The following is an 11,676-nucleotide window of genomic DNA, read 5'->3' as shown; positions in this document are numbered from 1 at the left end:
GAGGTGGGTCAGTTTTGATCCGCTGTCAGAGGGTCACGATTCACCCGTCGCCGACAGTAGTCGGGGGTTATTTGGCGAGGGGCCTCGGAGATCCACGCCCGCCCGTCCGGGGAATCGACCGCGAACGCTGGCAGGATGTTGATGAGCCCACGGGCCTGTGCCAGCAGGTCCCCATCGTCCAGGGCCAGGCCAGCGTCCCACAGGAACTCGGCGTTACCCGCCAGTCCGTGGCACAGGGTCGGTCCGCTCCAGCGGGCCCCAAGGGCCACCGAGCGACAGACACGCCGGAGTGTCTCTGTCGGGTCCGGTTCGAGGCCGAGGCGCCGGGCGTGCAGGAGCATCCGGCCGATGCCCGTCGCTCCGTGGCACCAGAACGGCGGGTGTGCCCGGCCTCCTTCTGCCATGGGCCAGGCGACCCCGCTGAGGTCCTCCAGGCAACGGATCGCCTGGTCCGTGATCCAACCGGCGGCCTCGCGCGCGGCCTCCTCGTACCGGGACGCGCCGGTGGCTTCGTAGAGGTCGAGCAGGGCGTCGGCTATGCCGGCCGCACCGTGGGCATAGCCAAGGAGGCTCTTGCCGCTGAGATCTCCGTAACCCGGCGGAATGCGCCAGTGTGCGGTGCCGTGCCCGCCCTCGCGCTGCCGCAGAAGGGTGTCGCCGCAGTGCACCGCCCGGTCGAGGCTCCGTCCGTCGCCAGTCTCGTCCCAGAGCATCAAGTGCACTCGCAGACGGCCAGCGAGACCGTGGAAGAGGTCGGGGGAGTCGTCGAGATCTGCCGCGGGTTGCGCCCCCGCCCGGTCGACGGCGAATTCGACGAGTTCCTCGTCGGACAGCACTTGGCCAGCCCGCAGCAGGGCGGCGACGACGCCCATCTCGCCCACATAGAGCCCGCGCGGCCGGTCCCCGGGGACGGCTGGCATGGCGTCGAGTGTCCGCGCTGCAGCGCGCAGGACGTCCAAGTGCCTCGGGACACGCAGTTCCTGGGCCAGCTCAGCCAGCGCGAGGACCGTGCCGGCCATCCCGGTGTTGATGTCGCGGCCCACGAGTCCCTTGCCGACGTAGTATTCGCTGCGCCATGTCACCGTCTGCGCGGAAAACTCCGCATGGGCGCAGATGAAGTCGCCTGAACGGCGAGCCTGTTCGAGCAAGTCCGTCGCCCGCGTCAGGTCGAGGTCAACGGCGTCTGGTGGTGCGGGTGGCTGTGATGACAGGTTCTCCGCGACCGTCAGCAGTGCCCGTCGCACCTCGCGCGCCGAGCTAAACCGTCGCTCGGGATCCGGGTCCAGGCACCGCGACACGATTTTCGTCAGAGAACCGTCGACGGCCGGCCGAAGCTGTCCGAGTTGTCTGGTCAGCAGGTCGTGCGGGTCGGGGGCCCGTGAGGGCTCGGCGTCGGTGGCCAACAGGTAGAGCACAGCTCCCAGGGCGTAGATGTCGTCGGCCGGTGACACCGCCTCTCCCGCCCTGCACGCGGGCGAAAGGTAGCCGCGGGTCCCGGCCTCGGCGGGCCGGTCCCTGGCGCCGACGGCATGGGCCAGCTCGAGGTCGATGAGCCGTACTGGGCCGTCCGCCGGGAGCATGATGTTGGCCGACTTGAGGTCCCCGTGCACGTGGCCGGCTTCGTGGAGCACAGACAGTGCATCCGCGATGGCGGCTCCGAGCTCCACCACGCGAGCGGTGGAACAGCTATGACCCGATCCGGCGAGTCCCCGCACGTGCCGGTCGAGCGTCTCCCCGCCCAGGTCTTCCAAGACAAGGATCAGTTCGTCATCGTCCTCGACGACATCGAGGACCTCCGGGGTCACCCGCCGTCCGGAGAGCCTGAGGAGCACGGCCGTTTCGCGCCGCAGCGCTGCGGCGCCGTCGCCAGCCTCGCTGCCCTGGCTCACAGGTCGCTTCGCGGCGCGCTTCAGGATGCACCCGCACGGTGTGGCCAGGTCGAGGGCCAGTTGGACCACGGCCCGAGGTGAGTGTGCCAAGGTCATGATGGGCCGGTACCGGCCTGCCATCGTTCTCGCTGATGCGGGCGAGGCGCCCATGCCGTTCCTGCGGAAGGGGTCGTCGGCCCACTCCGGCACCGAGGGGGTCGCTTCCCGGAGATCCGGGACCAGACGGCCGTCGGGATCCAGCACGGCGAGGACGATGTCGCCGAGCAGGGTCTGCATCCGGGTGCCGTCGAACCCGCCATAGCGGTAGAAGACGACACTCCCATCCGCGTAGGAGCGGTCCGACGGGATTCGGGGACCGCGCATCCCCCGTGTAGCGGCTGCCAGCGAGGCCGCGATCTCAAGGGCCGAATCCTCGTCGTGCGGATAGACGGTGATGAACTTTCCGACTTGCGAGATTCCTGCCGCCCCGCGGTTGAGCCGTTCGAGCCAGGAGAGGGATCCCAACACCTTGAAGGCGACTCCCAGCCTGACCAGGGGAGGCAGGGCCCGTCGAAGGGTCTCGGCGGCCGTCGAGACGTAGCTGGAAACGTGAAGCTTCCAGCCCTGCCGGGGGAGGTTAGCCCCCGGTGGGAAGGCGGCTATCCACGGCTGCACCGAGTCGTGGGACGGCACGATCCGCCAGTCGGACTGCCAGCCGCCGACCGCTTCCACGACGGTGTCAAGTAGCCACGGCTCGGGCTGATCAGCCAGCATCGGGGCGGCTTTCCGTGCCATCGTCACAGGGTAAAGACCGTGACGTAGCAGGTAGGTCCGCATTCTGAGGAGAAGCAGGTAAAATCGCTACACTCGCCCTCTCGCGCTTGGGCGATTGCCCGGGAGTACTCCTCGACCGCGTTCTCGGGAATCTGGTACTCGGCGAAGACGGACCCGGGGTCCTCTGCCAAGCGCCTTCGGAACGCATCATCGGTTTCGGCCTTCGCAACAACCTCTACCAGGCGAAGCCTGACAGCAGCGACGTCTTCGGTCATGGCTGCCTCCGACAGGGAATAACACTACCTTCGCGCGACAGCGCCACCACCGATACCTTCCCCCCGCAGCGATCCCCACCGCGCCTATACCTTCCGTTCTCCCCTGTCCCTAGTCTGCGCCGGGTCCCGCCTCACCGCTACTTGGGTGATGCGGCTACGGATTGGACCGCCACAGCTGCTGAAGGAACGGCACTGCCTGGCCACAGCCACATACCAAACTGCTCAACCCAGGCCAGGTCACCAGCTACTGATCAGAAAACCGCTCCCGGACAACACGGCAGCTCTCACCACCCCGTCAATCAGTAACCACACCAGGTAGGTTCACCGCCGCCAACCACTGGGCGTTTTCAGCGCGGCCACTGATCGGGTGACGCTGGTGGTGTGCGCAACGCACGAGGCTCCCGCGCCGCTGGGGGAGGCGTTCGAAGTCTGCACCCACAGGCACAGGAGCCGCATTGGTTCCGTATTCTGCCGCACTCGACCTGCCGCACGCCCTGGCCGGGTGGGTCACCATGCTCATCGTTACCCGCGAGGGTGACCGCCGCTGCAACCTACCGCCGCACCAGCGTGCTCTGGTCGGTCTGGTGTACCTGCGCCCACACGACACTCTCGCCCAGCTCGTCGCCGACTTCGGTATCTCTGTCGGCACTGCCCACGCCTACACCGCTGCGGTGATCGGCCTGCTCCCGAGCGCGCGCCCGGCCTGCTGCGCGCGCTCCGTGAAGTCGACCCCGACTACGTCCTGATCGACGGCACCCTCGCAGAGTGCGACAGGGCCGGCGACAGCCGCGCCGACTACTCCCGCTGTGAGGATGTGGCCGTGCCGTTCTGGTCACGGCTTGACTCGCGCCACGGAGGCCATGGCGGATGTTTCGGGCCACACGTGACGCTTTCCATGAACTGGTTGAGGCGCTGCTCAGGGGTCGCGGCTTCAGTTCTGGACGGCTGGGACTCCTGATCCGCGTCTGCGGATCTCCGCTCACGCAACATGGCTTGGGCGGATCGGATCGGCTCAATGCTCACCACAATCGAGTGGCACCCCTTGTCTTTGAGGTGCTCTAGCACCTCATCCCATAGTCCATTTTCGGTGATCGCTCGAGCGACAAATGCAAATCGCTTCAGTGAGACCGCCTCCAAGTGGAGAAGGTTCATATTTTCTGGCGACGGCTGCTCTGGCATGGTGGCACCTCTTTCATTCCCGTTCTGCTGTGTGGACCATCTCGATGACTCCTTCAAGCGAAGGCGCCCAGCGTCATTTTCCCGGCTTCATCAAGATCCGACGGCAGTTCATCGCCGGTATTCGCCGCTGATTTCGACAGCATTTGCAGATGAGCGCAGAAGCCTTGTTCGACCTTTCATGGCGATCACTCCTTCCATCGAGTCAACGCTGGCGTGATGCGGCGCTGCGCGCTGAAACTGGCGGCCCAAGATCGGGCGACTCCCAGGCGGCTCGTTGCATATCCCTACGCAACGATATTCCTCTAGTAATTCACAGAGCACCTAGCCCCGCAGCCGGGCCTGGGCCAGATGGTTGATGCCGTACGTGTGGGCCCCGGTGACCGTCTTCCGGCACGCCTCGTGAGCCGCATGCCTGCTGCTTGCTTGCCGATGAGCGCCAACGACGCGTCCAGACGGCCATAACCGCACAGCTGAGAGGTAAGCCGGTGACGTCTCGGCAAGGGCGGCCCGCAGCTGCCCGAGAAAGAACATGCCGCTGAGACATGGCTCAGCGGCTTTGGTCAGCTGGTGCGGCGGTCGAGGGGCCTTGACCCCGAATCCTGAACACGGGTTATGCGGCTGGTACCAGCGTAGTTGGTGTGTGTTGGAGGGTGTTCTCGAAAGCGATCGATGGTCGTTGTCCGAGGCGTGAGTGTCGGCGTCGGGTGTTGTAGCGGTGGATCAGCCCGAACCGCATGACGTCGGTCGCCAAGGCCGTCTTCACCCTGGAGAGGCAACGCTGAAAATGCTCAGTGGGAGGAAGCCCGCAGCATCCTCGCCTACAACGATGTACCCATCCCCAGGCCACGTGGCCAACACCTGACGTGGATGAGGCCGCCGCCCGTGCCCGGACCTCCCGCCCGGTGACGTGCTTCCGCCGCGACCGGGACGCCGTAGGCGACGACCTGGGGATCTCCCGGAGGGTCGGTCCGAGCCAGCAGGCGCAAGGTGGGCGGGAGTTCGCGGGCGAAGCGGCGCGCGTCAGAGACCAGGTTGAAGTAACGATGAGTTCAAGGATCAAGTTCAGTTTTCAACGGGCTAAAAAAGTATGCGGCGCCCAACTGTCACCGGCTCGGAGTGCGGTGTCGAACGCGGACAGGCGCCGCCCTGATGGACGCCTCCGGCGCCCAAGTCGCGTCCATCCGGATGTCAATCGGCACATCGTCGGTTACGGCCGGCACCGCCCGGGAACTGCTGCGTATTACCAGCTTCAGACAGGGAGAAGACATGGCAACAGCGAACAAGACCGAGCTCTGGACGAAGATCGACGATGTCTCGAAGGAAATCCGCGACGAGCCGTGGAGCATGTACTGGCGCGAATGGAAGACCGGCAGTGAGCCGTTCGAGGGGTTTCTGCACGATCCGGTGCGGGTGCTCGCGGACGAGATCAGGGAAGTTGAGCAGGACTGGTCTGTGACGTCGACAGTGGCCAATCACCAGGTGGGCCTGGGGCGCAGTCCGATCTGCATCGTAGCGATGGTGGTACCGGAGGAGCGCCGCGCCTACCTCTGGCTATACAAGCACGCGCCCGAGGACTCCTAGCCTCGATCTTTCTTGACGGTCCGCCGACGGAGTCGGCGGACCGTTTCGCTTTGGTTGGCTGCGGGTGCGCAGGTCGACAGCCCGAGTGTCGCATCGGGTGGGCGCCGGGCTCCACTGCTCCGGTGTGGTGGGCCTGGTCGTTGGGGTGGTTGGTGTGACCGGTCATCTTCTCGACTTCACCCGAGTGAAGGCCGCCGACCTCCAGGCCGGTCTGCCACCTACTGCTTCGGAGCCAGACAGTTGTGGATGGTGTGCTTCCTCTTCGCGGTCGCCGTAGAGCATCGTGACGTTGATGCGCAGATTTTCGTAACCAGGCCGGAAACGGATGACATCCGAGGCATGGAAGAGGTCAGAGTTGAAAATTACCGCTCGGTTCTGCCGGTAGGGGATGGTCATGCTGCGGGCCTGTCGGCTTTGCAGGAACGGCCGGATAAGGTCTTGGCGGCCGTTGTATGTACTGAAGCCCCAGGACAAGGGGGCGTCAACGTTGTGCACCACCAGGCCGCCTGAATGCTCGTCGGTGTTGGCGCTGTCCGGGGTCACCCAGAAGTTGACGTTGACAGCGGCGAAGTCCGCGTGCGTGGTGACGTCAGCGGGTACTTGGGGGCCGCACTTGAAGCCCCACATTTGGCGCAGCGGGTATTGGTTGCCGATGAGCCGAGGTAGGGCGATTTGCAGTTCCTCGGCAATCTGCATGAGCAAGGGGCAGATAAACCCATCCTGCATGAGTGCGCCCAGCCGACCGTGGGCGTAGCGGTTGCCGAACCAAACTGTCGACTCCAGACAGAATTGGTATAGCTCACCCAATGCCTCTTCGGTAAGAAAATCATCTACGTACACTACGCCGGGTGCGTTTGCCAAGTATTGCTCTTCAACGATTGCGGGATCCCAGCGACTGGACAGGGCACGCGCCACGCGCGGTGTGTTGCGTACATGCAGCAGTCGGTTATAGGTGTCGGCGATGCGGGGGTTGGCATCGGAGTCGAGGGGCTCCTGAGCGTCGGGGCCTTTAGCCACCAGCCGGTCGTGCACAGCTTGGTAGGCGTCGATGACCCGGCTGTACTCCGTGCCCAACACGCCCAGGCCTTGGAGGTAGTACATCTGCTCGATGTCGTGCCGCAACTTGGGAACGCTCAGTGGTATTGTTGGGCGCTTGGCGGGATCCGAGGAAGCGCCCCAATGCAGCTGGGCGAAGAGCGAGGCGAACCCCTCTGCGAGCGCGAAGTCACAGTGCTCCAAAGCCGCATTGAGCACCTCCGTCGCCCACAGCAAGCCGTCGGCACCCGTGCACAGTTCGTCACGCAACAACGGCAGCACCTCGTCCCAGCGCTCCGAGGCTCCCAGCAAGAGCGCCAACTCGCGTTGGTTCACCCAGCCTTGGGGGTCGACCTGGAGGGCATTGCTGAGAAGGCGCACCTCCTCCTCCGCACGGCTGGCGTTGACAGTCTCCCTCGCGCGGGCGACCGCCGATCCGGCGTCCCACGGCGTGCCCATGTAGATCACCCGAGCCGGAGGGCGTCGTGTGCCTGGAGCTCCACTGCGTAGCGGGCCAGACCGTTGAGGGTCACTGCGACGTATGGGGGCGCGAAGCGTGCACTGAATGCCTGCTCATCGTCCGCCGACTGGATTTTGTACCAAGTCTTCCAGGTCATATCCGTCACGAACGGGGTTTTGCCTCGGGCCATCAGGCCGACGTTCTCTTGGCCCTCCCCCGGTTCTGCGTCCTGCTTGCCAGCCCTGTCACCGCAGAGTGTCTGCGCGACAGGGAGGTTAATGAAGTAGTGCAGCAACTCATCGGTGAGTCCGTAGATTCCGGTTTCTGCCACACATCCTTCCAGTAAGGTGGACACGACGTCTCGGCCACCATGGCTGACAGTCGCCTCACAGAAGTCGGCCAGGAACTGACTCCCAGCAGGCATCTTGTCCTTGTCTGTGTGACGGTGCGCGTACTCCTCGAACCACTGCAGCAGCTTCGGGCTGGCGAAAACCGAGTAGATGAGCCGGTCTGTGAGGGCCGCTTGTTCCCGCGAAACGGAGGGGCCCGCAAGATACTCCATCAACATCTGGGTCGGACCAGTGATGAATTGCTCTCGCAGGAGAAAGTCCGTCTCCATGGCCTGGAACAGTGCGTCGATACGTCGCACGGTCGCAGCACGGGACATCGCAGTGGATTGTTGTGCGCCCAATTTCTTCTCCTCTGGTTGGGGCGATCAGGTTGGCCAAGCGGGTGCCGAGCCGCGACACGACTCCAATCCAAGAGGGAAGCCGCTACGGAATGCTGTGCGGCACGCCGCAGATCAAAGTGGCGCGGCTCTGGTTCACGCATTTGGGTTCGTGGAGGCTGCCCCACGCTATCCACTGCTCAAGGCCTTTGAGAAGTCTTGAGATAAGCAGTTCGCCTGCGAGACCAGGGTCATTGCATGATCGAGGTCTGTCTGGGTTCGTCACGTGAGGCCGAGGGTTCGTAGCGGCCGGTGGTAGTCGCGGCCGGTGTGGCGGAGGGCGGCTGCGATGTTGGTCTGGCCGTCCTGGTGGAAGATGCTGATGGCGAGGTTGCGCAGGGAAGCCATGGCGCGGGGCAGGGCGCCGGTGCGGACCTTGGAGTCGTCCTCGCGAAACGTGCAGTCGCGGACGTGGTGCAGGAGGTTTTCGATGCCCCAGTGGCCTCTGATCCAGGTGGCGAGCTCGGTGCAGGTGGCGTCGAAGACGCTCAGGCTGGTGATCAGGTAGACGCGCTCGATGGTCAGTTTCCCGGTGCTCAAGTCGCGTCGCCACCGGAGGACTTGGATCGCCTGGCGGGCGCCGGGGTTGTCGAGGTGGCTGAACGCGGCGGCTTTGAGGCGGCGGATCTCGTCGCGGTGATGCGCGTGGTCGCGAGTGCGGTGCCCGAGCGGGATGTCCCGCCAGGGCAGCTTCCTGACCTGGGCGTACAAGCCCGGATGATTCTTCTTCATGACGGTCAGGTAGTGCGTGCCGCGACTGGTCAGATAGGCCCCGTGGTCGTGCTGGGTGTGCAGGGCGTCGGCGGTCACCACCGTGTTCTCCAGCTTGAGAGCGTCCAGCAAGGGCGCGAAGGAGGGGATCTCGTTGCTCTTAGAAGCGATCTGCCGCTGGGCCAGGACCACACCGTGGTGGTCCATCGCCGCCAGCAGCTGGATCGCTGCGGCCGTTGCGGTGCGCGAGCCGCGGACCGCCTTGCCGTCGACCGCGATCACCCGTCGCACCGGCCCTTTCTCCGCCCCGGGCTTGGCCGAGGGCGGTGTTCTGGCCTGCATATACGCGCTGATCGCCGCGTCCAGCGCGTCACCGTCCACACGCTGCAGCAGGCGGCGCACGGTGGCGGCGTGCGGCACCCGCCGCAGACTGGTAAGTGGATCGGCAGCGAAGCCGAGGACGCCCAGCACCTGCTGCGGGGCATCCGTGGTCCACTCGCTGATCGCGATGAGCGAGCGGGCCCCGGTCAGCACCGCCGAGACGGCTGCGCACAACACCGCGAGGGCCGGATACCGACGTCCTCGCGGATCGCGGGGATCAGCAACCAGGATCAGGAAATGCCGCAGGTCAGCAACATCGCTTGAGGTGAGGGAACCAGTCGGGGAGCCCGAGTGCTCCAGTGCGGAAGGAATGGGCGATGATGTTCGGGCAGGCACGGTCTCGCTCGGTTCTCATGGGTCTCGACTACCACATGATCACCAGCACCGTGCCTGCTCTGCTATCCGGGGCCCCTTGCCGCACAACGGACATGACGCCACGTCACCCACGAGGCCGGCGGACCGGACCAATCCCAATCACGCAATGCCCCTGATACCCGAGGGGGATCTCGCTTCGGCCGGACGACATCGGATTCGGCTGACCTTGCCATCCCGGGCCGCGTAGTCGTCCGACTGCTGCGCGGGGGGCTTTGACGCTCAACTTCCTTCCAGGCAGGCCGATCGACGACCATCCACCTTGTTGTGCGAGCCGTGGCCAGAGCCGGTCGGATGGTGGCAAGGCCGGACCGTCAAGACCTGACGCAGACGCGTGGCCGCATCCTTTCTTCAGGTCGCGAGAGGTCTCTGGCAGAGGTATGTTCAGAATCAGAACCTCAGCCCTGCACGGCGCCCTTGCCCCTTGCCCCTTGCCCCTGCCAGGTGGTGGACTGCCCCACTTTCGCTCCTTGATTTTGATTTGGTTGAAAGATCCGTTGCCGTCAAAAGTGGGAGGTAGTCATGGTCCACACACAAAGCGAGAAGCGCACTCTGAGGGACGATCAGATCCGGGTGAGCGAGACCGCGATCAACGCCGCTGACGTTCTGCGATCTTCCAAGCCCTTCCTGGAAGCAGCACTCAGGGTCACCGAGTCCGGCCGCGACGAACACATAGAGGTCCCGGCAGAGGTTTTCCGGGATCTTGTCGCCATACTGGCGGCCGAGGTGAAGAGGGCCAATGCGTATACCGCGTATACCGCCGAAGACGAGCGGCGGCCACGTGACAGCGATTGGAACCCTTTCAAGGGAATCGATATCAGTTGGCTCTGAAGCTCGAACCATCTCAGTGCCCGGTTCAAAACGCTCGACAAGTTGAGCCGGGCACTGAGATGCGCTGACGGGCACCGTTCCGCGTGGCGACGATCGGGTAACCTAATGAAGCGCACCTCACCCTCGTTCGACAAGCTGATGGCAATTTCCTTCGAGGCATTTATGGAACGGTACTTCGAGCGTTGCTGCTTCCTTTCCCGTAGCGAGCATAACCCGGAAATGACAAGTCACTGCCGGGACCTCTTCTCCTTCGACGACGTCGACCAGATACTGTCGGTTTCCGGGCCACGATTCCAGGGCTTCATCCAGATGAGCATGGGAGGTCATCCGATATCAGCCGATGAGTACTCAGCGCCGAAGCGAGGAGGGCTGGTCGCATTCGATACAGAAAAAATTCTTGACCTGTACGCCGGCGGAGGCACCATAACCTTGAACCAGGCGCATCAGTGCAATGAGCGACTTGCTGCGCTCTGCAATGAACTGGCAAGGGTTTTTTGCGCCCCGGTTGCAGCCAACGTGTACATCACACCACCGAACTCTCAAGGGTTCTCGGCGCACGCTGACACCCACGACGTGATCCTACTGCAGTCCGAAGGTCGAAAGAGGTGGGGGCTGCAAAAAGAGCTGGAGTTCCTTGCCACGCCTCGAAGCCCCAACGTCTCCTCAGATCCGATGTCCACGGCGGCTTGGGACGAATTCACGCTCAAGGCCGGTGACGCTCTGTACATCCCTCGAGGGTTGCTGCACGAGGGGGCCACGGAAAACTCTCACTCCCTGCATATCACCTTGGGAATATACTCCTACACCTGGGCCGATCTGGCAGGCGAGGCGGTCGCGCGGGCCGAAAGCGCGGACGCGCTCCTGAGGCGCTCCGTCATCTCCGCCTCCCCGTCCACAGTCGACGATGACTTGCATGAGCTGCTCGCGAGGCTGTCGCCGCACATGACAGCCCTCGCCACCAGGGAGCCGCGAGTTCCCGCGCATCAGGCCAACCTGCGCAGGGGCCGGTTCCGGGCGCTGGTCGAGCCGTCCCCCATGTCACTCACGACGGCTGTTCGGATCTCCAAGGGGGTCGCCGCGCAACTCGAACAACGCTCCAGTGAGGTCGTTCTTCATTTCGGGGCAAAATCGATCGCATTTCCACTCTACGTTTGTCCGTCTCTGGAGATTCTTCTGCACGCCGGCCTGATCACAGGCCAGGACCTCGCCGCGAACCTGGATGACGAAGGCAGGTTGACACTTCTGCGGCGCCTTCTTTCTGAGGGAGTGGTTGAGCTCGGGGTGATGGATGGCCCAACGCAGTGAGAGTGTCGACCAAAACGCGCAGGCGCAATTACGACGACGGGCTCACCGACGATTACCTGGTCCCAGGCCTCGCCGCCGGTTCGCGGACCTAGGCGTAGTCCTGGCGTCACCCCCCGCAGGACAGCGCGGATAGCCATCAAGGTATATCCTGCAGTAAGGCCGCAACCAGGGCCTCAG

The 11,676-nt window shown here is 64.3% G+C and carries 8 protein-coding genes and 1 pseudogene; 4 read left to right on the top strand and 5 right to left on the bottom strand.

All coding sequences use genetic code 11. The features are described 5' to 3' along the window. Positions 1-8: 8 nt before the first annotated feature. Both A6A29_RS25145 and A6A29_RS44960 read right to left on the bottom strand, forming a co-directional pair. The gene (locus tag A6A29_RS25145; protein ID WP_158074469.1) at positions 9-2,663 is read right to left on the bottom strand and encodes a class III lanthionine synthetase LanKC N-terminal domain-containing protein; all 2,655 of its coding nucleotides are present in this window, start codon (positions 2,661-2,663) and stop codon (positions 9-11) included. Positions 2,664-2,665: 2 nt separating this feature from the next. Further along, a complete protein-coding gene (locus A6A29_RS44960; protein WP_073723078.1) occupies positions 2,666-2,917 on the bottom strand; it encodes a hypothetical protein in 252 nt (83 codons plus the stop codon). Between the two features lie 455 nt (positions 2,918-3,372). Between A6A29_RS44960 and A6A29_RS25135 the strand changes: the two are divergent. Then, positions 3,373-3,719: pseudogene (locus tag A6A29_RS25135) on the top strand (helix-turn-helix domain-containing protein); the annotation flags it as partial. Positions 3,720-5,245: 1,526 nt separating this feature from the next. Beyond that, a complete protein-coding gene (locus tag A6A29_RS25130) occupies positions 5,246-5,677 on the top strand; it encodes a hypothetical protein (RefSeq protein ID WP_073723076.1) in 432 nt (143 codons plus the stop codon). 162 nt (positions 5,678-5,839) lie between these two features. Here the strand turns inward: A6A29_RS25130 and A6A29_RS25125 are convergent, their stop codons facing one another. From A6A29_RS25125 to A6A29_RS25115, 3 genes are all read right to left on the bottom strand, one after another. Continuing rightward, on the bottom strand, positions 5,840-7,171 hold the full coding sequence (locus A6A29_RS25125; protein ID WP_073723090.1) for a hypothetical protein: 1,332 nt from the start codon (positions 7,169-7,171) through the stop codon (positions 5,840-5,842). Between the two features lie 5 nt (positions 7,172-7,176). Further along, positions 7,177-7,863, bottom strand: coding sequence for a hypothetical protein (locus A6A29_RS25120; RefSeq protein WP_143197076.1), 687 nt, complete (start codon positions 7,861-7,863; stop codon positions 7,177-7,179). 258 nt (positions 7,864-8,121) lie between these two features. After that, positions 8,122-9,327 (bottom strand): ISAs1 family transposase, encoded by a 1,206-nt coding sequence (locus tag A6A29_RS25115; protein ID WP_073723072.1) that lies wholly within the window; start codon positions 9,325-9,327, stop codon positions 8,122-8,124. A 558-nt stretch (positions 9,328-9,885) separates the two neighbouring features. Between A6A29_RS25115 and A6A29_RS25110 the strand changes: the two genes are divergently transcribed. Together A6A29_RS25110 and A6A29_RS25105 are read left to right on the top strand one after the other, a co-directional pair. Further along, positions 9,886-10,194 carry a hypothetical protein gene (locus tag A6A29_RS25110; RefSeq protein ID WP_073723070.1) on the top strand — a complete coding sequence of 103 codons (309 nt, stop codon included), beginning with the start codon at positions 9,886-9,888 and terminating at the stop codon, positions 10,192-10,194. A 105-nt stretch (positions 10,195-10,299) separates the two neighbouring features. Beyond that, positions 10,300-11,499, top strand: a complete 1,200-nt coding sequence (locus tag A6A29_RS25105) for a JmjC domain-containing protein (protein ID WP_073723068.1) — start codon at positions 10,300-10,302, stop codon at positions 11,497-11,499. Positions 11,500-11,676: the final 177 nt, after the last annotated feature.

This window comes from Streptomyces sp. TSRI0281 (genome assembly GCF_001905125.1).
Taxonomy (GTDB): Bacteria; Actinomycetota; Actinomycetes; order Streptomycetales; family Streptomycetaceae; genus Streptomyces.
Note: the sequence above shows the minus strand (reverse complement) of the source record. Positions and strands in the feature narration are given on the sequence as shown.

Coding starts and splice junctions, on each gene's coding strand:
- A6A29_RS25145 (WP_158074469.1), bottom strand. CDS start 2,663: ATGGCACGGAAAGCCGCCCCGATGCTGGCTGATCAGCCCGAGCCGTGG.
- A6A29_RS44960 (WP_073723078.1), bottom strand. CDS start 2,917: ATGACCGAAGACGTCGCTGCTGTCAGGCTTCGCCTGGTAGAGGTTGTT.
- A6A29_RS25130 (WP_073723076.1), top strand. CDS start 5,246: ATGGACGCCTCCGGCGCCCAAGTCGCGTCCATCCGGATGTCAATCGGC.
- A6A29_RS25125 (WP_073723090.1), bottom strand. CDS start 7,171: ATGGGCACGCCGTGGGACGCCGGATCGGCGGTCGCCCGCGCGAGGGAG.
- A6A29_RS25110 (WP_073723070.1), top strand. CDS start 9,886: ATGGTCCACACACAAAGCGAGAAGCGCACTCTGAGGGACGATCAGATC.
- A6A29_RS25105 (WP_073723068.1), top strand. CDS start 10,300: ATGAAGCGCACCTCACCCTCGTTCGACAAGCTGATGGCAATTTCCTTC.